Raw genomic sequence first — 21,509 nt, 5'->3', positions numbered from 1 at the left:
GGTGCATTGCAAGGCTAGACAGCGAACCATCCTTCATTAGACTGGGTGAGCCGCGAGCGACGCGGTCTGCCCTGGCGTGCCCTGCATGTCGGGATTAGCCTGTCATTCTCTGATTCAAGGACCGTGATCGACGTGAAGGTCGGCATCCCCCGCGAGGTCAAGAACAACGAATTCCGCGTGGCCATCACCCCCGCCGGTGTGCTGGAGCTGGTGCGCAACGGCCACCAGGTCTTCGTGGAGAAGGGGGCCGGTCTCGGCTCCTCCATCACCGACGCCGAGTACGTGGGTGCCGGTGCCGCCATCCTGGACACCGCCGACGAGGTCTGGGCCACGGCCGACCTGCTGCTGAAGGTCAAGGAGCCCATTGCGGAGGAGTACCACCGCATGCGCAAGGGCCAGACCCTCTTCACCTACCTGCACCTGGCCGCCTCCCGCGAGTGCACCGACGCCCTGCTGCAGTCGGGCACCACGGCCATCGCGTACGAGACCGTCGAGCTCGCCAACCGCGCGCTGCCGCTGCTCGCCCCGATGTCCGAGGTCGCGGGCCGGCTGGCCCCGCAGGTCGGCGCCTACCACCTGATGCGCTCGGCCGGCGGCCGCGGCGTCCTGCCGGGCGGCGTCCCGGGCACCCACGCGGGCAAGGCCGTCGTCATCGGCGCCGGTGTCTCCGGCTGGAACGCCGCGCAGATCGCCGTCGGCATGGGCTTCCACGTCACCCTGCTCGACAAGGACATCAACAAGCTGCGCGAGGCCGACAAGGTCTTCGGCACCAAGGTGCAGACGATCGTCTCCAACGCCTTCGAGCTGGAGAAGGCCGTCACCGAGGCCGACCTGGTCATCGGCGCGGTGCTGATCCCGGGCGCCAAGGCCCCGAAGCTGGTCACCAACGAGCTCGTCGCCAAGATGAAGCCCGGAAGTGTACTTGTCGACATTGCGATCGACCAGGGCGGCTGCTTCGAGGACTCGCGTCCGACCACCCACACCGAGCCGACCTTCACGGTCCACGACTCCGTGTTCTACTGCGTCGCCAACATGCCCGGCGCCGTCCCGAACACCTCCACCTACGCGCTGACCAACGCCACGCTGCCCTACATCGTGGAGCTGGCCAACCGCGGCTGGCAGGAGGCGCTGAGCCGGGACGCCGCTCTGGCCAAGGGCCTCAACGTCCATGAGGGACAGGTCGTTTACGGCCCCGTCGCCGAGGCGCACGGCCTGCCGCAGGTCGAGCTGAGCACCCTGCTCGGCTGAACCGCCGACCCCGTACGACGGGAGCACACCCCGGCCGGGCCTTGCCGAGCAAGGCCCGGCCGGGGTGTTTCCACCTCCGCTGCAGCCGCCTGTGAAACTTCCGGGTTACCGGGCGTACGCCCTTGACAGAAGGGTGTTCGATTGCCGACACATCGTGCCGTCTCCGGCGGATTGTGTTGCTGCGGACCGCCGACACGCCATAGAGTCGCCAACCGTCGGCATGGTGCCACGCTGACCTATCTAGATGTTTCCTGGTCACCAAGGAGGTAGGACGACTTGTGAATGAGTCGACATTTGCTCCCGGGGGTGGTCACCCAGGAATGCCTATGCAGAACGGGAGTCCCGTGGGACTTCACGCTGTCGGCTCCGTCGCTGTCCGCACCTTCGCAGCACACCACGACATCCAGACCATGACGACAGCCCACCAGAGCATGGACGGTCAACACGTGAACGCCATGGCCGGCGGCCGGGACAGCACGGACCCCGCACGCCTCGCCGAGTACGAGGAAGTGCCGGACGGTCACTTCTACGACCCCGACGCCGAATACGAGCCGGACCCGGAGTACGCCGCGACGCTCGCCCCCGACGCCGCGCGCCAGCGCCGCGAGCGCATCGGCCCGACCGGGCGTCCCCTGCCGTACTTCCCCATCCCCGGACCGCTGGCGGACCACGGCCCGGCCAAAATCATTGCGATGTGCAACCAGAAGGGCGGGGTCGGCAAGACCACCTCGACCATCAACCTGGGCGCCGCACTCGCCGAGTACGGCCGCCGGGTGCTGCTCGTCGACTTCGACCCGCAGGGCGCGCTCTCCGTCGGACTGGGCGTCAACCCGATGGAGCTGGACCTGACGGTCTACAACCTCCTGATGGAGCGCGGGATGTCGGCCGACGAGGTCCTGCTGAAGACCGCGGTCCCCAACATGGACCTGCTGCCCAGCAACATCGACCTGTCCGCGGCCGAGGTCCAGCTCGTCAGCGAGGTCGCCCGCGAGTCCACCCTGCAGCGCGCCCTGAAGCCGCTGATGGCCGACTACGACTACATCGTGATCGACTGTCAGCCGTCGCTCGGCCTGCTGACCGTCAACGCCCTGACGGCGGCTCACAAGGTGATCGTCCCCCTGGAGTGCGAGTTCTTCGCCCTGCGCGGAGTGGCCCTGCTCACCGAGACGATCGAGAAGGTCCAGGAGCGGCTCAACCCCGAGCTGGAGCTGGACGGCATCCTCGCCACGATGTACGACTCGCGGACCGTGCACAGCCGTGAGGTCCTCGCGCGCGTCGTCGAGGCCTTCGACGACCACGTCTACCACACGGTCATCGGCCGTACGGTGCGCTTCCCCGAGACCACGGTCGCGGGCGAGCCCATCACCACCTACGCGTCCAACTCCGTCGGCGCCGCCGCCTATCGCCAGCTCGCCAGGGAGGTGCTCGCCCGGTGTCACGCCGAGTGAGTCTGCCCGGCGCCGACGAACTGTTCCGCACCACCGGAGGGTCGGGGCTCCAGTCCTCCTCCCCCCGCCGGAAGCTGAACGGCGAGACGCCGCCGAGGGTGCCCGGCCCGGGTGACGGACCGGACGCCGCGCAGCCGGGCCGGACCGCCGCGCAGGAGGGCACCGCACGCGCCGCGGCCGCTCCGGCCGCGGGCCAGGAGCAGGAGGAGGCGCGCCGCCCGGACGGAGGCCGCGAGCGCCCCGCTGCCGCCCCCGCGCGGACGGACGGGGCCACCGCCCCGGGCAAGCGCCGCGCACGCACCGCCAACCGCCGCCCCAGCGGCCGTGAACGCCACGACGAGAAGATCACCGTCTATGTCTCCGCCGAGGAGCTCATGGACCTGGAGCACGCGCGGCTGGTGCTGCGCGGCGAGCACGGGCTCGCCGTCGACCGCGGCCGGATCGTCCGGGAGGCCGTCGCGGTCGTCCTCGCCGACCTGGAGTCGCGCGGCGACGCGAGCATTCTCGTGCGGCGCCTGCGGGGCCGCTGAGCCGGTTCGCCGGTAGCCTGCCCCTCAGCTCCGCCCGCCCGTTCGACGGGCCCCTCCGCCACCGCACCTGGACCACCCTCATGCCCCCAGCCCCCGCCGCCCCGGCCCGCCGTACCCTGGGCCACGGCCCGGGCGGGCAGCCCCCGCCGCCTCCCGAGGAGACCGCTCCCGAGGAGCCCGCGGAGCCGGCCGCCGGGGAGACCGGGGGAGCGTCGGACGACGGGCGGTTCACCGTCCGGCTGGACAACTTCGAGGGCCCTTTCGACCTGCTGCTGCAGCTCATCGCCAAGCACAAGCTGGACGTCACCGAGGTGGCCCTGTCCAAGGTCACCGACGAGTTCATGGCCCACCTCCGGGCCATGGGGCCGGACTTCGACCTGGACCAGACGACCGAGTTCCTCGTCGTCGCGGCGACGCTCCTGGACCTCAAGACGGCCCGGCTGCTGCCCGCCGCCGAGGTCGAGGACGAGGCCGACCTGGCCCTGCTGGAGGCCCGCGACCTGCTCTTCGCACGGCTGCTGCAGTACCGCGCGTACAAACGGATCGCGGAGATCCTCAGCGGCCGCATGGCGTACGAGGGCCGCCGCCGGCCGCGCACCGTCGGTCTGGAGCCGCACCACGCGGAGCTGCTGCCGGAGGTCGTCCTCGGCCTGGGCCCGGAGGCGTTCGCCCGGCTCGCCGCCAAGGCGATGCAGCCGAAGGCGAAGCCGCAGGTGTACGTGGACCACATCCACGCCCCCCTGGTCAGCGTCCGCGAGCAGGCCGAGGTCGTGGTGAACAGGCTGCGCACGGCCGGCGAGGCGAGCTTCGGACAACTGATCGAGGACGCGCCCGACACCCTCACCGTCGTCGCGCGCTTCCTCGCCCTGCTGGAGCTCTACCGCGAGCGCGCGGTCGCCCTGGACCAGGACGAGGCGCTGGGGGCGCTGACGGTGCGCTGGACGGGCGCCGAGGGGGCCCCGGCGGTGACGGACGAGTTCGACCGCGAGCCCGAGGAGACGACGGAATGACCGAGGCGATGCACGAGAGCCCGGCGGAGCCGCCCGCCGGGACGTCCGCCGTCGCGGAGCTCGACCTCCGGCCGGCCCTGGAGGCCGTGCTGATGGTCGTCGACGAGCCCGCCACCGAGGAGCACCTGGCCAGGGTCCTCGACCGGCCCCGCCGCGAGATCGCCCTGGCGCTGCGGGAACTGGCCGACGAGTACACCGCCCAGCGGCGCGGTTTCGAGCTGCGCGAGGTGGCCGGGGGCTGGCGCTTCTTCAGCCGTCCCGAGTACGCCGACGCCGTCGAGGCCTTCGTCCTGGACGGCCAGCAGGCCCGGCTGACCCAGGCCGCGCTGGAGACCCTGGCCGTCGTCGCGTACCGTCAGCCGGTCAGCCGTTCCCGGGTCTCGGCCGTCCGCGGCGTGAACTGCGACGGCGTCATGCGCACCCTCCTCCAGCGGGGTCTGGTGGAGGAGGCGGGGACGGAACCCGAAACAGGTGCGATCCTGTACAGGACGACGAACTACTTTCTGGAGCGGATGGGCCTGCGCGGCCTGGACGAGCTTCCCGAGCTCGCACCGTTCCTCCCCGAGGCGGAAGCGGTCGAGGGGGACTCCCAGGAGGGGGTCCCGTCCTTCGATCCGGACGCACCGGACACCGACGCAGACGACAAGACGGAACTTTGATGCGAAGCAGCGGCAGGAACAGCGGTAGCGGCAAGCGGGACGACCGGGGCGGCCGGGGAGGGGCTCCCCGTCCGGCGTCCGGGGGCGGGCGCGCAGGCGGCGGCCGTTCCGGCGGCGACCGCTTCGGCGACCGGCGGGACGACCGTCGTGATGACCGGCGGGACGACCGTCGCGGCGACCGACGTGACGACCGACGTGACGACCGTCGTGACGACCGGCAGCAGGAGCGCCCGCGTCGGCCGCGCCCCGAGGAGCGTCGCTATGACGTGGGCCCCGACGCCGAGCGCACCCGCAGCGGCCCCACCAGCGGCCGGACCAGTGGCCCCACCAGCGGCCGCGGCGCCTCGGCTCGCGGCGGCGCCAAGGGCGGCCCCCGCAGGAGCTCCACGGCCGGTGCCGGCGGGCGGAGCAGCGGGCCCGCCCGTGGCCACGGCTACGTCCCGGCCCGCCCGCGCGAGCTCGATGCCAAGATCGAGGAGCGCAACCGGGAGCGGCACAACAAGCCCCAGGTGAAGACGCCCAAGACCTTCCCCGGTGCCGAGCAGGAGGGCGAGCGGCTGCAGAAGGTGCTGGCCCGGGCCGGCATGGGCTCGCGGCGCGCCTGCGAGGAACTGGTCGAGCAGGCCCGTGTCGAGGTCAACGGCCGGATCGTCACCGAGCAGGGCCTGCGCGTCGACCCGGAGAAGGACGAGATCAAGGTCGACGGCCTGACCGTCGCCACCCAGTCGTACCTCTTCTTCGCCCTCAACAAGCCGGCCGGCGTGGTCTCCACCATGGAGGACCCGGACGGCCGCCAGTGCCTCGGCGACTACGTCACCAACCGCGAGACCCGGCTCTTCCACGTCGGCCGCCTCGACACGGAGACCGAGGGCATCATCCTGCTCACCAACCACGGCGAGCTGGCCCACCGCCTGACGCACCCGCGCTACGGCGTCCAGAAGACCTACCTCGCCGCCATCCAGGGCCCGCTGCCGCGCGACATCGGCAAGCAGCTCAAGAAGGGCATCGAGCTCGAGGACGGCTGGGCGCGCGCGGACCACTTCCGCGTCGTCGAGCAGACCGGCAAGAACTACCTCGTGGAGGTCACCCTCCACGAGGGCCGCAAGCACATCGTGCGGCGCATGCTGGCCGAAGCGGGCTTCCCGGTCGACAAGCTCGTCCGCACCTCCTTCGGCCCGATCGCCCTGGGCGACCAGAAGTCGGGCTGGCTGCGCCGCCTGACGAACACGGAGGTCGGCATGCTGATGCGGGAAGTCGACCTGTAAACGCGGTACCGCGCCCGCGCCCCGTAAGGGGCGCGGGGAACTGCGCGACCGGCCCAGGACGGCCCGCAGTCACCGAACGACCGCTACGACCACACGGTCATGCCGGTCGCCCGGCCCGCGTCGTCGCGCTGGATCTCCATCATCCCCTCCACCGCATCGCGCGTGATGCGCCCGTAGACGTGGGGGAACCGCGTCCCCGGCGCGACCCCCGGCGGCGGGGCCGGGTCCGCCGGCTCCCAGCGGACCATGACGTCCAGCTTGTGCTCGTCGATCAGCAGCGCCATCAGCGGTCCCGGCGTCTCCCGGTAGAAGGCCGAGGCCACGGCCAGTGTCGTGGCCTCGTCGGGGGAGCAGTGCACAAAGCCGTCGTCGGCCAGGGAGGCGGGGGAGTACGGACGGTCGGGCAGGGCGAGCCAGTCGTCCAGGGGGACCACGTGATAGATCATGCCCTTCGTTGTACCGGACACCGCGCTCCCCGTCCCGCAGGGCGGCACTAGGCTGGGTCCGGTGAGAACAGCCCTCGTCATCGGCACCGGCCTGATCGGCACCTCCGCAGCCCTTGCCCTCGCGGGCCGCGGCGTCCACGTCCACCTCCGGGACCACGACCCCGCCCAGGCCCGCACCGCCGCCGCCCGCGGCGCCGGCACCGACCAGGAACCGGACGGACCGGTCGACCTCGCCGTCGTCGCCGTGCCCCCCGCGCACGTCGCCGCGACCCTCGCCGAGGCCATCCGCAGCGGGACGGCCCGCGCCTATCTCGACGTCGCCAGCGTCAAGGGCGGCCCGCGCCGCGAGCTGGAGGCGCTCGGCTGCGACCTGTCCCGCTACCTGGGCACGCACCCCATGGCCGGGCGCGAGCGCTCCGGGCCCATGGCGGCCGGCGCCGACCTCTTCGAGGGCCGGCCGTGGGTGCTCACCCCCACCCACGAGACCGACACCGAGGTCCTCAACATCGCCCTGGAGCTCGTCGCCCTGTGCCGGGCGGTGCCCGTGGTGATGGACGCCGACGCCCACGACCGCGCCGTCGCCCTCGTCTCGCACACCCCGCAGCTGCTCTCCAGCCTGGTCGCCGCCCGTCTGCAGGACGCGGACGAGACGGCCGTGCGGCTGTGCGGCCAGGGCATCCGCGACGTGACCCGGATCGCCGCCTCCGACCCGCGGATGTGGATCGACATCCTCTCCGCCAACCCCGGCCCTGTGGCCGACATCCTCTCCGCCGTCGCCGCCGACCTGGACGAGACGGTACGGGCCCTGCGCGGCCTGGAGTCCGCCGACGACGACAAGCGGGGCGAGGGCGCGGTGGGCATCGAGGACGTGCTGCGCCGCGGCAACGCCGGCCGCTCCCGCGTCCCCGGCAAGCACGGGGCGGCCCCGGCGGTGTACGAGACGATCACGGTGCTGATCGGCGACCAGCCGGGCGAGCTGGCCCGGATCTTCGCCGACGCCGGCCGGGCGGGCGTCAACATCGAGGACGTCCGCATCGAGCACGCCACCGGCCAGCAGGCGGGCCTGATCCAGCTGATGGTCGAGCCGGGCGCGGTCGCCGGCCTGGCCGCGACGCTGCGCGATCGCGGCTGGTCGGTGCGGCAGTAGGGGCGCGGGGAACTACGCGATCAGCCCCACCGGCCGGCAGCCGACGCACGACCCCAGGGGTTCGGGGCGCAGCCCCGTGCGGGCGCGTCGTGGCGGGCCGCAGGCAGCGCGGCAGCGGCTGCACGGGGCGGTCGGGCGAGCCAGTAACCTTGTGTGAGGCTCGTAGCCGCCCATGTTCTCCGCCCCGTGCACAGAGGAAGGTGTCCAACACCGTGGAAACCGCCGCCCGGACCGCTCCGGCAGCCGTGATCGTCGGCATCGACGGCCCCTCCGGCACGGGCAAGTCCAGCACCTCCAAGGCCGTCGCCGCCAAGCTGGGCCTGCGCTACCTCGACACCGGGGCCCAGTACCGGGCGATCACCTGGTGGATGCTGAACAACGGCATCGACGTGAACGATGCGCAGGCCGTCGCCGACGCCGCGGGCAAGCCCGAGATCGTCTCCGGCACCGACCCGGCCGCCCCGGCCATCACGGTCGACGGCGCGGACGCGTCCGGCCCCATCCGCACCCAGGAGGTCACCGCCGCGGTCAGCGCCGTCAGCGCGGTGCCGGAGGTGCGGACCCGGATGACCGAGCTGCAGCGGGCGATCGCCGCCGAGGCGCCGGCCGGCATCGTCGTCGAGGGCCGGGACATCGGCACCACCGTCCTCCCGGACGCAGACGTCAAGATCTTCCTGACCGCCTCGGCCGAGGCCCGCGCCGCCCGCCGCAACGGCGAGCTGAAGGGCAAGGAGGCGGGCGACCTGGCCGCCACCCAGGCCGCCCTGGTCAAGCGCGACGCCGCCGACTCCGGCCGCAAGACCTCCCCGCTGGCCAAGGCCGGCGACGCGATCGAGGTCGACACCACCGAGCTGACGCTGGACCAGGTCATCGAGTGCGTGGTCACCCTGATCGAGGAGCGACGCAGCCGAGATGCAGCGCAGGTCGAGGGCGCCGAGTGAGGAACGAACGAGGTGCACTCGGCCGGAGCGGAGTCGAGGCGGAGTGCGACCCCAAAAACGTGAAGCGGTCGGCGTGACCGGGTCCGCCTCCGGTGCCGCCGTCGGGCGGCGGATCGGCATCGGCCTGATGTACGGGCTGTGGAAGCCGCGCGTGCTGGGCGCCTGGCGGGTGCCCGCCGCGGGGCCCTGCATCCTGGCCGTCAACCACACCCACAACGTCGACGGCCCGATGGTGATGGGCACGGCGCCCCGGCCGGTGCACTTCCTGATCAAGAAGGAAGCGTTCGTCGGCCCGCTGGACCCGTTCCTGCGCGGCATCGGCCAGCTGAAGGTCGACCGCACGGGCGCCGACCGCACCGCGATCACCGCGGCGCTGGAGGTCCTGGAGCAGGGCGGCGTGCTGGGGATCTTCCCCGAGGGCACCCGGTGCGAGGGCGACTTCGCCTCGCTGCGCGCGGGCCTGGCGTACTTCGCCGTACGCTCGGGCGCGCCGATCGTGCCGGTGGCGGTGCTCGGGAGCGGCGAGCGGAAGGGCCGTGTCATACGGGGGCTGCCGCCGCTGCGCAGCGGGGTGGACGTGGTCTTCGGCGAGCCCTTCCAGGCCGGCGACGGCAGCGGGCGGCGCACGCGCAAGGCGCTGGACGAGGCGACCGTGCGCATCCAGCAGCGGCTGAGCGCGCACCTGGCGGACGCCAGGCGCTCCACCGGGCGCTGAACGAGACTTAGTAGCGGACCGTCAGGGTCCGCCGACGACGAAGAACTGAGGAACGGACTTCATGAACGACCAGATCCACACCGGCGACGAGCACGGTGAGCTTGGCGACGCCGAGTACGCGGAGTTCATGGAGCTCGCCGCCCAGGAAGGCTTCGACGCCGAGGAGGTCGAGAGCGAGCTCGCGGCCGCCGGGCACGGCCCGCTGCCCGTCCTCGCCGTCGTCGGCCGCCCCAACGTCGGCAAGTCGACGCTCGTGAACCGCATCATCGGCCGCCGTGAGGCCGTGGTCGAGGACCGCCCGGGCGTCACCCGCGACCGCGTGACCTACGAGGCTGAGTGGGCCGGCCGCCGCTTCAAGGTCGTCGACACCGGCGGCTGGGAGCAGGACGTCCTCGGTATCGACGCCTCCGTCGCCGCCCAGGCCGAGTACGCCATCGAGGCCGCCGACGCGGTCGTCTTCGTCGTGGACGCCACGGTCGGCGCCACCGACACCGACGAGGCCGTCGTCAAGCTGCTGCGCCGGGCCGGCAAGCCCGTCGTGCTGTGCGCCAACAAGGTCGACGGCCCGTCCGCCGAGGCCGACGCCGCGATGCTGTGGGCGCTGGGCCTCGGCGAGCCGATGCCGGTGTCCGCGCTGCACGGCCGCGGCACGGGCGACATGCTGGACGAGGTCCTCAAGGCGCTGCCCGAGGCCCCGGCCGCGACGTTCGGCGGGGTCGTCGGCGGCCCGCGCCGCATCGCGCTGATCGGCCGCCCGAACGTGGGCAAGTCGTCGCTGCTGAACAAGGTGGCGGGCGAGGAGCGCGTCGTCGTCAACGAGCTGGCGGGCACCACCCGTGACCCGGTCGACGAGCTGATCGAACTGGGCGGCACGACCTGGAAGTTCGTGGACACCGCGGGCATCCGCAAGCGCGTCCACCTCCAGGAGGGCGCGGACTACTACGCCTCCCTGCGCACCGCCGCCGCGGTCGAGAAGGCCGAGGTCGCCGTCATCCTGATCGACGCCAGCGAGAACATCAGCGTCCAGGACCAGCGCATCATCACCATGGCCGTCGAGGCCGGGCGCGCGATGGTCATCGCCTTCAACAAGTGGGACACGCTGGACGAGGAGCGCCGCTACTACCTCGAGCGCGAGATCGAGACCGAGCTGCAGCAGATCTCCTGGGCGCCGCGGGTCAACGTCTCGGCGCGCACCGGCCGGCACATGGAGAAGCTGGTCCCGGCGATCGAGACCGCGCTGGCGGGCTGGGAGACGCGCGTCCCGACCGGCCGGCTGAATGCCTTCCTCGGCGAGCTCGTCTCCGCGCACCCGCACCCGATCCGCGGTGGCAAGCAGCCGCGCATCCTCTTCGGCACCCAGGCGGGCACCAAGCCGCCGCGCTTCGTCCTCTTTGCCTCCGGCTTCCTGGAGGCGGGCTACCGCCGCTTCGTCGAGCGCCGCCTGCGCGAGGAGTTCGGCTTCGAGGGCACCCCGATCCACCTCTCGGTGCGGGTGCGGGAGAAGCGCTCGAAGAAGAAGTAGCAGCCGTTTCCGCGCCCCGTTCAGGGGCGCGGTACTTGCTGCAGGCTAGAAACTGCGCCGCGGCGCGGGCGGCAGTGCCGGCAGTGAACTGCCGCTCCGCTGCCGCCCGTAGTAGGAATCCCAGGCCGGGTTGTACCCGGACGACTGCCCCTGGTACGCCCCCGCATACGGCTGGGCATAGCCGCTGGGCGACTGTGCGCCGAAGCCCTTGAACCTCAGTTCCTCCTCCCCGGCGCGGTCCCCCGGCAACGTCCGGAAGGACCGGCGGTACTCGGAGCAGAGAGCGTCGTAGATCGGGGTGACCGACCCGGGATGACTCTCCGGGGAGGCATCGCGGGGTGGGCGCATGCCGGGGATGTAGTTCGGATACGAGGTCCGGGACACGGGTTCGTATGAGTACACACCCCTGCCAACGACTCCGGAGCCGCGGGGATGCGGCCCGGCGCGGGAATGCCCCGCCGGGGTGGTGTGCGCCGGGCGCGCACTGTGGATCAGGTGCCCGCGAGCGGCATGCTCGCGCCGACCAGCCGTCCGGCCGCGGCGGCCCGGTCCAGGGCGTCGCGCAGTAGGTCCTCGCGGGGCTGCGCGCCGATCGTTCCGGCGGGGGAGCAGAGGATCAGGACGCGACGCTGCTTGTTGACGGCGGCGCGCCACTCGGGGGCCACCTCCATCGGCTGGTGCGCCTGCCACCACGCCACGGCTGCGCCGGCACCGGGGCCCGGCTGGAGGATCGCGTGCAGCTGGCCCATGGCCAGCAGCACCGACCAGCCCGCGATGGGGTCCGGCACCCGGTCCATGCCCGGGACCTCCTTGAAGCCCTGCTCGCGGAGCAGGTCGAGGAAGACGTCGACGGGCCCGGTGGTGCCGGGGCGGGCGATCGGGCCCAGCGGCTCGACGACCAGCGCCGGGTGGACGTCCCCGTCGACCAGGACCAGGCCGCTGGTCACGCCCAGCTCGGCCTGCAGCGGCACCTCCGGCACCGGCTGCCCGCCCTCGCCGGCGGTGATGGACTTCACGGCGCCCTGGAGCTGCTCCTCGGAGACCTCCACGACCTGGGAGGGGATGCAGGCCGCGTGGGCGAAGGCCAGCACCGCCGTCTCATCGCCGACGAACAGCACCGTGCTGGTGCGCTCGCGCTCGATGTCGCCCTGGGTGCGGCAGGAGGTGCAGTCGTACACGCCCGGGGCGCTGTCGCCGCCGAGCAGTCGGTCCGCCTCTTCGTCGCCGATCTCGGCGCGTACTTCGTCGCTGACATCGAGCATGCGCGGCACGGGGAGCTCCTCGAACTTGGTGCGGGCAAAACGGTGGTGCAGCTGTGGTGCACGGGGTGCGCGGTGCCGGGCTCTTCCCGGCCCACAAGAAGACAACGGACGATCCGTGGCCGGGGTCACGGCCCGGAAAAGTTCCCGTCCCCGCTACCGATTCGCCAACGCTCGGACAACGAGTTGACGATCACGGCCAACCCGGCGGCACCGGCCACGGTCTAACCTTCAGGAGGCGGGTCATCGGGTGATGACCACGGCACACCGGCTGCATGGGGACGAATGCACATCTCATTCCTGATTCACAACGCGTACGGGATCGGCGGCACCATCCGCACCACGTACAACCTCGCGAGCACCCTCGCCGAGCAGCACGACGTGGAGATCGTCTCCGTCTTCCGTCACCGCGACGAGCCGATGCTCGCCCCCGGGGGCAAGGTCCGCCTGCGGCACCTGGTGGACCTGCGCAAGGACAGCCCGGAGTACGCGGGCGAGCTTCCCGAGTACGCCGTCCCGGCCTCCGTCTTCCCCGCCGCCGAGGGCCGTTACCAGCAGTACAGCGCGCTGACCGACGAGCGGATCGCCCGGCATCTGCGCGGCCTGGACTGCGACGTGGTCGTCGGCACCCGTCCCGGCCTCAACGTGCACATCGCCCGGCAGGCCCCGCGCGGTCCGGTACGGGTGGGCCAGGAGCACCTGACGCTGGGCACCCACAGCGGGCCGCTGAAGCTGGAGCTGCGCACCCACTACCCGCGGCTGGACGCGGTCACCACCGTGACCGAGGCCGACGCGCGCACCTACCGCAAGCTGATGCGGCTGCCCGGGGTGCGGATCGAGGCGGTGCCCAACGGCGTTCCGGCGCCGGCCCTGGAGCCGGCGGACGGCTCCGGCAAGTGGGTGATCGCTGCCGGCCGGCTCGCTCCGGCGAAACGGTACGACGTGCTGATTCGTTCCTTCGCCAAGGTGGCCGCCGAGCGTCCCGAGTGGCGGCTGCGGATCCACGGCGCCGGCGCGGAGCGCGCCAAGCTGCGGGCTCTGATCGACAAGCTCGGCCTCTACAACCACGTGTTCCTCATGGGCCCTGCCAACCCCCTGGACCCCGAGTGGGTCAAGGGATCCATCGCCGTCTGCACCTCCAGCCTGGAGTCCTTCGGCATGACCATCGTCGAGGCCATGCGCTGCGGCCTGCCCGTGGTCTCCACCGACTGCCCGCACGGCCCCGGCGAGATCATCACCGACGGGACCGACGGCCTGCTGGTGCCCGTCGGCAAGACGGACGCCATCGCGGCCGGGCTGCTGAAGCTGATCGACGACGACGAGCTGCGGCGCCGCATGGGCCGGGAGGCGCTGAAGAACGCGGCCCGGTTCGACCCCGTGCACGTCGCCGAGCGCTACGAGGCCCTCTTCGCCGACCTGACCGGCCGCGGCGCCCTGCGGGGCTCGCTGCACCGGACCCGGGGGGCCCTGCTCAGCAACGCGTTCAAGACCAGGGACGCGAGCCGCGCCGCCTTCCGCCGGGTGCGTGCCGCATGACCCCTTCCACCGTGCCCGCCGACGCCGCCGGTCCCGGCGGCTCCACCACCCCCGAGGAGTGCACCATCGTGTCTGCCCCTCCCATGGCCTTCGGCATGGGGAACCCCACTGCCGACTGCATCGCGGACTCCGCGGGCGGACTCACCTTCGACCTCGACGCCCCGGGCCTCTCCGAAGCCTGCGCCCCCTGGTCCGCGGCGCTCGTCCTGCGCCGCAGGGGCGGCGACGACGAGTCCGGTGAGGTCCGTCTGCCGCTCACGGCCAACGGCGAGGGCCGGGTGCGCGCCGTCCTGCCGAGCACCGTCGCCCTCCCGGAGGGCCGCTGGGACGTCCATGTGGCCTGCGGCGAGGACGCCCCGCGGCGGCTGGTGCCGGGTCTGGCCGACCTGCGCTCCCTGGTCGACCGCAGACCCGGCCCCAGCACCTCGCCGCTCGCGGTCCGCATCCCGTACGCGACGAAGCACGGCAATCTCTCGCTGCGCAGCTGGCTGCGCTCCCCGCACGCCGAGGCGGGGGATCTCCTCCTGGACCCCTCGGGCCTCACCGGTCACGGCACGCTCTACCGCGTCGGCGACCCGGAGGCCTGGCTGAAGGACGCCGTGGTGGAGGCGCGGCTGCGCCGTGACAGCGATGTCATGAGCACCGCACCGGTCACCGCCGACGGCCCGGACTTCACCTTCACCCTCCCCTTCGCCGGGCTGTGCGAGGAATGGCAGGGCGGCCTGGACATCTGGGACCTGTGGCTGCGGCCGGCCGAGGGCGCTCCGGCCCGGATCGCCCGCATCCTCGACGACGTCGCCGACAAGAAACAGATATTCACCTACCCCGCGCAGGACGTCGACGCCTTCTACGCCCCTGCCCGGGTGGGCCCGTACTACACCGTCGACAACGACCTTTCCGTACGGATCGACGAGCGGCCCCCCACCGCCCGCTGACCCCCGGCGACGCCCCGTCAGGCGCCGGCCGGTCCCGGCTCGGCCGGGGCCGCCGGTACCGGCGGGCGGGCCGTCTCCGGGTGGTGCAGGTCGAAGGCCGGCGACTCGGAGCGGATGCGGGGGAGGGTGAGGAAGTTGTGCCGCGGCGGCGGGCAGGAGGTCGCCCACTCCAGCGAGCGGCCGTAGCCCCAGGGGTCGTCGGTCTCGACCTGCCTGCCGTACTTCGCGGTCTTCCAGATGTTGTAGAAGAACGGCAGCGTCGACAGGCCCAGCAGGAACGCGCCGATCGTGGACACCGTGTTGAGCGCGGTGAAGCCGTCGGCCGCCAGGTAGTCGGCGTACCGGCGCGGCATGCCCTCGGCGCCCAGCCAGTGCTGGACGAGGAACGTGAGGTGGAAGCCGGTGAAGAGGGTCCAGAAGTGGATCTTCCCCAGCCGCTCGTCCAGCATCTTCCCCGTGAACTTGGGCCACCAGAAGTAGAAGCCCGCGAACATCGCGAACACCACCGTCCCGAACACCACGTAGTGGAAGTGCGCCACGACGAAGTAGGTGTCCGTGACGTGGAAGTCCAGCGGCGGCGAGGCCAGGATCACGCCGGTGAGCCCGCCGAAGAGGAAGCTCACCAGGAAGCCCACCGACCACAGCATCGGTGCCTCGAAGGACAGCGAGCCCTGCCACATGGTGCCGATCCAGTTGAAGAACTTCACGCCCGTCGGCACCGCGATCAGGAAGGACATGAAGGAGAAGAAGGGCAGCAGCACCGCGCCCGTGGCGAACATGTGGTGCGCCCAGACCACCACGGACAGGGCGGTGATGGCCATGGTCGCGCCGATCAGCATCACGTAGCCGAAGATCGGCTTCCGGGAGAAGACCGGGATGATCTCGGTGATGATGCCGAAGAACGGCAGCGCGATGATGTAGACCTCGGGATGCCCGAAGAACCAGAACAGGTGCTGCCACAGCAGCGCCCCGCCGTTGGCCGAGTCGAAGACCACCGCCCCGAACCGCCGGTCCGCCTCCAGGGTCAGCAGGGCCGCGGCCAGGACCGGGAAGGCCATCAGGATCAGGATCGAGGTGAACAGGACGTTCCAGGTGAAGACCGGCATCCGGAACATCGTCATGCCGGGGGCGCGCATCCCGATGATGGTGGTCAGGAAGTTCACGGCGCCCAGGATCGTCCCGAAGCCCGACAGCGCCAGGCCCAGGATCCACATGTCGGTGCCGATCCCCGGCGAGCGCGCCCCGCTGTTCAGCGGGGCGTAGCCGGTCCAGCCGAAGGCGGCGCCGCCCTCGGGCATCAGCAGGCTGCTCACCACGATCAGGCCGCCGAACAGGTACATCCAGTACGAGAGCATGTTGAGCCGGGGGAAGGCCACGTCCGGCGAGCCGATCTGCAGCGGCATGATCTCGTTGGCGAAGCCCGCGAAGGCCGGGGTGGCGAAGAGCAGCAGCATGATCGTGCCGTGGGCGGTGAACGCCTCGTTGAACTGCTCGTTGGAGAGGAACTGCAGCCCGGGGCGGGCCAGTTCGGCCCGCATCAGCATGGCGAGCAGCCCGGCGACGAGGAAGAAGGCGAACGAGGTGATCAGGTAGAGGTGGCCGATCTTCTTGTGGTCGGTGGTCGTCAGCCAGTCGACGACGACGGCGCCGGGCCGGCGCTCCCGGGCCGGCGCAGTGGTCGCCTGCGCGGTGTCGGTCCCCATCCGTGCCCCCTCGCTTCGCTCTCGGCTCGTACGGCCTGTCGTGCACATGGGCTCCCCCGGGCACCCGCCATGATGCTCGTCCGCCGCCCGGCGCGCGAGGGTGCCTCGCCGACCGTCCGTCAATCGCGCGCGGTGCAGGGTCCCCCAAGAGGCTGGAACTTTATATTCCGTATGTGCCGGAGCCGTGCAGGAAGCCGTCCCGGAATTCCCGGCGATGCATAACGGGGCGGCCGCGGTGCCGGGAATTCCCGGTGCGTTCCGCGGAGTTGCCGGGGGTATTCGGAAAAGGTGTCGTGAATTCCCTCGGGGCTGATTACGGGGGCGGTGCCGGGGGTGCGGAATTGCCGTACGGGGCCTGCTGGGCCGGAGTAAACCGGCGTACGCCCTCTGTGACAGAAGTGTGACCAGTGGCGGACCCGACCCGGACGGGAGCGTGCCCGGCCCCCGCTTCCCACCCCGCCCGGAGCCCCCTACGGTGGCTGTCATGGCGCCCGTACCGCAGCTTCCGCCCGACCCCGACGACGCCCCCGAGGACTACGTGGGGCTCGACGCCGACACCGCCGCCGAGCGGGCCCGCGCCCGTGGCTGGACGACCGTGCGGGCACTGCCGCCAGGCGTCGTCATCACCATGGAATACCTGGCGGGGCGGCTGAACTTCGAGGTCGTCGACGGCACGGTGCGGCGCTGCTGGAGGGGCTGAGCGGAGCCCGGACACGCCGATGGCGGCGGCCCCGGAAACCCGGGACCACCGCCATCGGCGCGCTTCTTGAGGTACGCAGTCTGCTGTTTCAGCCCACCGTGCGGCCGCGGCCCGTGGCCGGGCCCAGCGGTGTGGTGCGCTGCGCCCGGTCCGCGTGCGGCGGGCGGCGGCTGCCGGTCGGGGTGACCGGCGTCCGCTCCGAGCGGGCCGTGTGCGGCCGCTGCGGCAGGTGCGGGCGTCCGCCCGCCCGGCTCCCGGCGCCCACCGGCTCCAGGACCGGCGCCTCGTCGTCCGCCGGGGAGCGCGGCGCGCCCAGCGGGACGGGAGCGGCGACCGTGGCCGGCGCCGGGGCGCGGCGGTCGCGCAGCCTCCGGTACCGGTCCAGCAGCCAGGCGTCGGTGCGCGCCATGGGCGCCTCGAACCAGGGCAGCACCAGCAGGATCATCAGGCCCGCGGTCCAGCCGAGGGTCACGTCGCTCATCCAGTGCGTGCCCAGGTACACCGTCGTCATGCCGACGCCCAGCGCCAGCAGTGCGGCGGCCACCGAGGCGATCCGGCGGGTGCGCGGCGTGGTGGCCAGGTAGGCGAGCACGCCCCAGGTCACCACGGCGTTCGCGGTGTGGCCCGAGGGGAATATGTCGCCGCCGGCGAACATCTCGTTGGAGCCGACGTGGGTCGCGTAGTGCGGCCCGAGCCGCCCCATGCCTATCTTCGCCGCGCCCACCGTGGCGTTGAGCAGGAGCAGTGAGACGCCCAGCACCAGCAGCGGACGCAGCGTCTTCTGCTTGTAGGCGCACCAGCCCAGCCAGGCGGCCACCGCCACGGCGGTCGGGCCGCGCTGGCCCAGCACCACGAAGTAGTCGAGGAAGGCGTGGATCTCCGGCCACTGCTTGTACGGCCGGAAGAGCATGACCTGCCAGTCGAACCGCACCGGCCAGGAGTTGGTGAGCACGCCGACCACGATCGCCGCGTAGACCACTGAGGTCGCCGCGAGGATCCCCACGCGGGCGCGGGTCATCCGCGGGCGCGGGGGCTCGGTCCGGCGCTCCTGCGTGGGCAGGAGCTCGTCATTGGTAGGCACTCAATCGACGTTACATTGCGTGACGGGGAGCCTTGGCCGATCGGGCCGCTTTGTGATGACGATGTGATGTGGAATGCGTCTCAATCCTGACCTCCGGCATGTTTGAATCCGCCGAATAAGGGCCGCATAAAAAGCGCGCAGGAAAAAAGCCGCCGAGCGGTGTCCGGCGGCTTCCGGGGCAATTCCCCATTCGTTCCCCGGCGTTCGCCGGCCCGTGGTCGCCGCGTTCCGCGGTGTTTGCGGGCGGCCCGCCGCGGCCGGCCGAAGGGAATGCCCCCGGGAACGCCCGATAATCGATCATGATCGATCATGGCGGTCCGGAGCCGTGCAGCCAGAACGCTCCGTAGACCGCCGACGCCAGTGCCACCGCCCCCACCGTCGCCGCCGCCCGCACCGTGCGCAGCCGCGCAACGGCCGCCGCGAGCGGCAGCAGCAGCGGGAACGCCGGCAGCATCAGGCGCGGCTTGGAGCCGAAGTACCCCTTCGCGGTCAGCGCGAGCAGCAGCACCACGCCCCCGTAGACCAGCAGCGGCAGGGGCTGGCGCCGCCGCACCCCGGCCGCGTACAGCCAGAGCACCAGCGCGACGCCGACGAGCAGTGCGAGCCCGCCCGCGAACCCCGGGCCGTCCAGCAGCCCGCCGACGAACCGGCCGAAGGCCAGCCCGCCGTCGAAGCCGTTGCCCCAGCCGCCCTGCACGTCGAGGTAGCCGGTCACGCTGCCCGTCCGCACCCCGACCCAGGCCACGTAGCCGAGCCAGCCGAGCGGCGCCAGCGCCGCCCCGAGCAGTATCCGCCGCCGCCCGCCGGGGCCCGTCCGGCGGATCTTTGAGCGCCCCGTCAGGAGGTCATCTGCGGGCGCGTCGTGGCTGATCGCGCAGTTCCCCGCGCCCCTGACGCGGCGGCGCCACAGCAGCACCGCCGCCGTGATCCACACGGCCGCGACCGCCGCCGCCCCCACCGGCCGGGTCAGTCCGGCCAGCGCCGCGAGCGAACCCGCCCACACCCAGCGGCCGGTGAGCACGCAGTACACGCTCCACGCCGCCAGCGCCGTGAACAGCGACTCCGAGTACGCCATCGACTGCACGATCCCGACCGGCAGCGCCGCCCACAGCGCCGCGAGCGCGATGCCCGCCCGCCGCCCGTGGCACAGCTCGCCGATCGCGAACAGGGCCCCCGCCGCGCCCAGCGACGCGACCGCGCTGACCACCAGGCCGGCCTCGCCCGTGGAGAGCGGCAGCACCGCCGACAGGCCCCGCTCCAGCGCGGGCAGCAGCGGGAAGAACGCCAGGTCGGAATGGACCCGCCCACCGCTCAGATGCAGCGTGTACCCGTAGCCGTGCTCGGCGATCCGCGCGTACCAGAGCGAGTCCCAGCGCGCCGACAGGAGCGTGAGCGGGTCCTTGCCGTCGGACAGTCCCCACACCGCGAGCACCACGACCCCCAGCGCCCGCACCCCCGCGTACACCAGCAGCGCCGGGACGGCCCGGCGCAGCACCCCCGGTACCGCGCGGCCGCGCAGCGGGCCGCCGTACGCGGCGGCGGGGGCGCCGGTGCGTATGCCGGAGGGCGAAACGAGATCAGTCACCCGACCGATTGTCCCAGCCCCGTGACGTGAGACGGGCCACGTGCGCACTGGCGGGACTCGCGTACTCTGTCGACTCGCACGACACGGAGGTGTGTGAATGTCCGGGACGACCACCGCCGACCCCCGGCGGTCCTCGGGCGTTCCCCGGCAGCGCTCCCGGCGGGACCGGCTGCCGCTCGGCGGGAACGGAAGCGGCGCGAGCCGCTGGACCGTGCTCGTCGTGCTCTGCGTCAGCCTGCTGCTCGTCGCCGTGGACGCCACCGTGCTGCACGTCGCGGTCCCTGCCGTCACCGAGGACCTGCGCCCCGGCGCGATCCAGCTGCTCTGGATCGTCGACGTCTACCCGCTCGTCTGCGCCTCGCTGCTCATCCTTTTCGGCACCCTCGGCGACCGCGTCGGGCGGCGCCGGGTGCTGCTGTTCGGCTATGCGCTCTTCGGCGTGGCCTCGGCCGTGGCCGCCTTCGCCGGCACGGCGGAGGTCCTCATCGGTGCGCGGGCGCTGCTCGGCGCCGGCGGCGCGATGATCATGCCCGCGACGCTCTCCATCCTCCGGCAGGTCTTCCCCGACCGCCGGGAACGGGCCCTGGCCATCGGCATCTGGAGCGCGGTGGCCGCGATAGGCGCGGCGGTCGGGCCGCTGCTCGGCGGCTTCCTGCTGGAGCACTTCTGGTGGGGCTCGGTCTTCCTCATCAACCTGCCGCTGATGGCGGTCAGCCTCCCCGTCGGGCGGTGGCTGCTGCCCGAGTCGACCGGCGACCGCAACGGGCCCTGGGACGTGCTCGGCGCGCTGATGGCGGCCTGCGGGCTGTTCGGCCTGGTCCTCGGGGTGAAACGGATCGGCACCGCCGAGCCGCTGTCGCTGGGCACGCTGGTGCCGGCCGCACTGGGTGCCGCGCTGCTCGTCCTCTTCGTCCGGCGGCAGCGCCGCCGCGCCCATCCGCTGGTCGACCTCGGGATGTTCGGCCGCCCGGCGTTCGGCACGTCCGTGGGCTGCATCGTGCTGGCCATGCTGGCCCTCGTCGGCCTGGAGCTGGTGGCCGCGCAGTACCTCCAACTCGTGCTGGGCCTCACCCCGCTGCAGACCGGGATGCGGCTGCTGCCGCTCACGCTGGCCGCGATGGCCGCAGGCCTCGTCGGTTCCCGGGTGCTGCACCGCGTCGGACCGCGGGCGATGGTGGCGTCCGGTTTCGCGCTGACGGCGGTGGCGGTGCTGTCCCTGACCGCCCTGGGCCGCCAGGACCGGCCGGCCCTGATGGTCGCGTGCTTCGTCCTGCTCGGCTTCGGCCTGGAGACCACGCTGTTCGGGGCGTACGAATCGATGCTCAGCGAGGCTCCTGCGGAGTCGGCCGGGGGCGCGGCGGCGATCGGGGAGACGTCGTACCAGCTGGGTGCGGGCATCGGCATCGCGCTGCTGGGCAGCGTGATGAATGCGGCGTACGCGCCGGGAGTTGCGGCGGTGCCGGGTGTGCCGAGCGCGGCGGGGGCCGCGGCCGGTCACTCCGTGGGGGAGGCGTACGAGGTCGCCGACCGGCTCGGCGGGCCGGCCGGGGCCGCGCTGCGGGTGGCGGCGCGGGATGCGTTTGTGCATGGTCTGCACGTGACCCTCGCGGTGAGTGCGGGGTTGCTCCTCATGGGGGGCCTGGCCGCGCTGCGGCTGCCGCGCTCTGCGGAGGGCAGCGCCCCGTAGGGGCGCGGGGAACTGCGCGATCGGCCACCGACGGCCTGCAGCCGACGCACCACCCCGAGACTTCGACTGCGGGAGCGTCGTGGCTGATCGCG

At 72.5% G+C, this 21,509-nt stretch carries 20 protein-coding genes; 14 read left to right on the top strand and 6 right to left on the bottom strand.

Features of this window, described 5'->3' with window-relative positions; all coding sequences use genetic code 11:
• Nucleotides 1-132 precede the first annotated feature (132 nt).
• From ald to ACWD4B_RS22565, 6 genes are all read left to right on the top strand, one after another.
• Nucleotides 133-1,248 carry an alanine dehydrogenase gene (gene ald / locus ACWD4B_RS22590; protein ID WP_451422438.1) on the top strand — a complete coding sequence of 372 codons (1,116 nt, stop codon included), beginning with the start codon at nucleotides 133-135 and terminating at the stop codon, nucleotides 1,246-1,248.
• A 320-nt stretch (nucleotides 1,249-1,568) separates the two neighbouring features.
• Complete coding sequence (locus tag ACWD4B_RS22585; RefSeq protein WP_336416764.1) at nucleotides 1,569-2,696, top strand: ParA family protein; 1,128 nt, start codon at nucleotides 1,569-1,571, stop codon at nucleotides 2,694-2,696.
• Nucleotides 2,681-3,226: a hypothetical protein gene (locus ACWD4B_RS22580; RefSeq protein ID WP_390781929.1), complete on the top strand. Its 546-nt coding sequence runs from the start codon at nucleotides 2,681-2,683 to the stop codon at nucleotides 3,224-3,226. Before ACWD4B_RS22585 ends, ACWD4B_RS22580 begins: the two co-directional genes overlap by 16 nt.
• An 80-nt stretch (nucleotides 3,227-3,306) precedes the next feature.
• A complete protein-coding gene (locus tag ACWD4B_RS22575; protein WP_451422424.1) occupies nucleotides 3,307-4,236 on the top strand; it encodes a segregation and condensation protein A in 930 nt (309 codons plus the stop codon).
• Nucleotides 4,233-4,895: an SMC-Scp complex subunit ScpB gene (gene scpB / locus ACWD4B_RS22570; RefSeq protein ID WP_336416761.1), complete on the top strand. Its 663-nt coding sequence runs from the start codon at nucleotides 4,233-4,235 to the stop codon at nucleotides 4,893-4,895. The genes ACWD4B_RS22575 and scpB overlap by 4 nt, the downstream gene beginning before the upstream one ends.
• Nucleotides 4,895-6,160, top strand: a complete 1,266-nt coding sequence (locus ACWD4B_RS22565; protein ID WP_451422423.1) for a pseudouridine synthase — start codon at nucleotides 4,895-4,897, stop codon at nucleotides 6,158-6,160. Before scpB ends, ACWD4B_RS22565 begins: the two co-directional genes overlap by 1 nt.
• 83 nt (nucleotides 6,161-6,243) lie before the next feature.
• Here ACWD4B_RS22565 and ACWD4B_RS22560 read toward each other — a convergent pair whose 3' ends face one another.
• The gene (locus ACWD4B_RS22560; RefSeq protein ID WP_336416759.1) at nucleotides 6,244-6,606 is read right to left on the bottom strand and encodes a DUF952 domain-containing protein; all 363 of its coding nucleotides are present in this window, start codon (nucleotides 6,604-6,606) and stop codon (nucleotides 6,244-6,246) included.
• A gap of 61 nt (nucleotides 6,607-6,667) precedes the next feature.
• On the opposite strand from ACWD4B_RS22560, the gene ACWD4B_RS22555 reads away from it, so the two are divergent.
• The 4 genes from ACWD4B_RS22555 to der all read left to right on the top strand — a co-directional run bounded on the left by ACWD4B_RS22555 (nucleotide 6,668) and on the right by der (nucleotide 10,931).
• Entirely contained in the window at nucleotides 6,668-7,753 is a 1,086-nt protein-coding gene (locus tag ACWD4B_RS22555; RefSeq protein WP_451422422.1) for a prephenate dehydrogenase, read from the top strand.
• A 212-nt stretch (nucleotides 7,754-7,965) separates the two neighbouring features.
• On the top strand, nucleotides 7,966-8,694 hold the full coding sequence (gene cmk / locus ACWD4B_RS22550) for a (d)CMP kinase (protein ID WP_451422421.1): 729 nt from the start codon (nucleotides 7,966-7,968) through the stop codon (nucleotides 8,692-8,694).
• 127 nt (nucleotides 8,695-8,821) lie between these two features.
• Nucleotides 8,822-9,409 (top strand): lysophospholipid acyltransferase family protein, encoded by a 588-nt coding sequence (locus tag ACWD4B_RS22545; RefSeq protein ID WP_451422437.1) that lies wholly within the window; start codon nucleotides 8,822-8,824, stop codon nucleotides 9,407-9,409.
• 61 nt (nucleotides 9,410-9,470) lie between these two features.
• Nucleotides 9,471-10,931 carry a ribosome biogenesis GTPase Der gene (gene der, locus ACWD4B_RS22540; RefSeq protein WP_451422420.1) on the top strand — a complete coding sequence of 487 codons (1,461 nt, stop codon included), beginning with the start codon at nucleotides 9,471-9,473 and terminating at the stop codon, nucleotides 10,929-10,931.
• A gap of 45 nt (nucleotides 10,932-10,976) precedes the next feature.
• Here der and ACWD4B_RS22535 read toward each other — a convergent pair whose 3' ends face one another.
• Together ACWD4B_RS22535 and ACWD4B_RS22530 are read right to left on the bottom strand one after the other, a co-directional pair.
• Nucleotides 10,977-11,279 (bottom strand): hypothetical protein, encoded by a 303-nt coding sequence (locus ACWD4B_RS22535; RefSeq protein WP_451422419.1) that lies wholly within the window; start codon nucleotides 11,277-11,279, stop codon nucleotides 10,977-10,979.
• A gap of 143 nt (nucleotides 11,280-11,422) precedes the next feature.
• The gene (locus ACWD4B_RS22530) at nucleotides 11,423-12,202 is read right to left on the bottom strand and encodes a hypothetical protein (protein ID WP_451422418.1); all 780 of its coding nucleotides are present in this window, start codon (nucleotides 12,200-12,202) and stop codon (nucleotides 11,423-11,425) included.
• A 273-nt stretch (nucleotides 12,203-12,475) separates the two neighbouring features.
• Between ACWD4B_RS22530 and ACWD4B_RS22525 the strand changes: the two genes are divergently transcribed.
• On the top strand, nucleotides 12,476-13,726 hold the full coding sequence (locus tag ACWD4B_RS22525) for a glycosyltransferase family 4 protein (RefSeq protein ID WP_451422417.1): 1,251 nt from the start codon (nucleotides 12,476-12,478) through the stop codon (nucleotides 13,724-13,726).
• Nucleotides 13,723-14,661: a hypothetical protein gene (locus tag ACWD4B_RS22520; RefSeq protein WP_451422416.1), complete on the top strand. Its 939-nt coding sequence runs from the start codon at nucleotides 13,723-13,725 to the stop codon at nucleotides 14,659-14,661. The genes ACWD4B_RS22525 and ACWD4B_RS22520 overlap by 4 nt, the downstream gene beginning before the upstream one ends.
• 17 nt (nucleotides 14,662-14,678) lie before the next feature.
• Here ACWD4B_RS22520 and ctaD read toward each other — a convergent pair whose 3' ends face one another.
• Nucleotides 14,679-16,364, bottom strand: a complete 1,686-nt coding sequence (gene ctaD, locus ACWD4B_RS22515; protein WP_451422415.1) for an aa3-type cytochrome oxidase subunit I — start codon at nucleotides 16,362-16,364, stop codon at nucleotides 14,679-14,681.
• A 484-nt stretch (nucleotides 16,365-16,848) separates the two neighbouring features.
• Between ctaD and ACWD4B_RS22510 the strand changes: the two genes are divergently transcribed.
• Nucleotides 16,849-17,064, top strand: a complete 216-nt coding sequence (locus ACWD4B_RS22510) for an I78 family peptidase inhibitor (RefSeq protein WP_451422414.1) — start codon at nucleotides 16,849-16,851, stop codon at nucleotides 17,062-17,064.
• Nucleotides 17,065-17,152: 88 nt separating this feature from the next.
• On the opposite strand, the gene ACWD4B_RS22505 is transcribed toward ACWD4B_RS22510, so the two are convergent.
• A complete protein-coding gene (locus ACWD4B_RS22505) occupies nucleotides 17,153-18,145 on the bottom strand; it encodes a phosphatase PAP2 family protein (protein ID WP_451422413.1) in 993 nt (330 codons plus the stop codon).
• 307 nt (nucleotides 18,146-18,452) lie between these two features.
• On the bottom strand, nucleotides 18,453-19,730 hold the full coding sequence (locus tag ACWD4B_RS22500; RefSeq protein ID WP_451422412.1) for a hypothetical protein: 1,278 nt from the start codon (nucleotides 19,728-19,730) through the stop codon (nucleotides 18,453-18,455).
• Between the two features lie 97 nt (nucleotides 19,731-19,827).
• Here ACWD4B_RS22500 and ACWD4B_RS22495 point away from each other — a divergent pair, with 97 nt between their 5' ends.
• Nucleotides 19,828-21,417 carry an MFS transporter gene (locus tag ACWD4B_RS22495; RefSeq protein ID WP_451422411.1) on the top strand — a complete coding sequence of 530 codons (1,590 nt, stop codon included), beginning with the start codon at nucleotides 19,828-19,830 and terminating at the stop codon, nucleotides 21,415-21,417.
• Nucleotides 21,418-21,509 lie beyond the last annotated feature (92 nt).

This window comes from Streptomyces sp. NPDC002536 (assembly GCF_053594995.1).
The sequence above is the reverse complement of the archived record's forward strand: the minus strand, read 5'-3'. Positions and strand labels throughout refer to the sequence as shown.

Excerpts from the sequence above, each read along its gene's own strand:
- ACWD4B_RS22585 (WP_336416764.1), top strand. The coding sequence starts at position 1,569 with ATGCCTATGCAGAACGGGAGTCCCGTGGGACTTCACGCTGTCGGCTCC.
- ACWD4B_RS22575 (WP_451422424.1), top strand. The coding sequence starts at position 3,307 with ATGCCCCCAGCCCCCGCCGCCCCGGCCCGCCGTACCCTGGGCCACGGC.
- scpB (WP_336416761.1), top strand. The coding sequence starts at position 4,233 with ATGACCGAGGCGATGCACGAGAGCCCGGCGGAGCCGCCCGCCGGGACG.
- ACWD4B_RS22565 (WP_451422423.1), top strand. The coding sequence starts at position 4,895 with ATGCGAAGCAGCGGCAGGAACAGCGGTAGCGGCAAGCGGGACGACCGG.
- ACWD4B_RS22560 (WP_336416759.1), bottom strand. The coding sequence starts at position 6,606 with ATGATCTATCACGTGGTCCCCCTGGACGACTGGCTCGCCCTGCCCGAC.
- ACWD4B_RS22545 (WP_451422437.1), top strand. The coding sequence starts at position 8,822 with ATGTACGGGCTGTGGAAGCCGCGCGTGCTGGGCGCCTGGCGGGTGCCC.
- der (WP_451422420.1), top strand. The coding sequence starts at position 9,471 with ATGAACGACCAGATCCACACCGGCGACGAGCACGGTGAGCTTGGCGAC.
- ACWD4B_RS22535 (WP_451422419.1), bottom strand. The coding sequence starts at position 11,279 with ATGCGCCCACCCCGCGATGCCTCCCCGGAGAGTCATCCCGGGTCGGTC.
- ACWD4B_RS22525 (WP_451422417.1), top strand. The coding sequence starts at position 12,476 with ATGCACATCTCATTCCTGATTCACAACGCGTACGGGATCGGCGGCACC.
- ACWD4B_RS22520 (WP_451422416.1), top strand. The coding sequence starts at position 13,723 with ATGACCCCTTCCACCGTGCCCGCCGACGCCGCCGGTCCCGGCGGCTCC.
- ctaD (WP_451422415.1), bottom strand. The coding sequence starts at position 16,364 with ATGGGGACCGACACCGCGCAGGCGACCACTGCGCCGGCCCGGGAGCGC.
- ACWD4B_RS22510 (WP_451422414.1), top strand. The coding sequence starts at position 16,849 with ATGGCGCCCGTACCGCAGCTTCCGCCCGACCCCGACGACGCCCCCGAG.
- ACWD4B_RS22495 (WP_451422411.1), top strand. The coding sequence starts at position 19,828 with ATGTCCGGGACGACCACCGCCGACCCCCGGCGGTCCTCGGGCGTTCCC.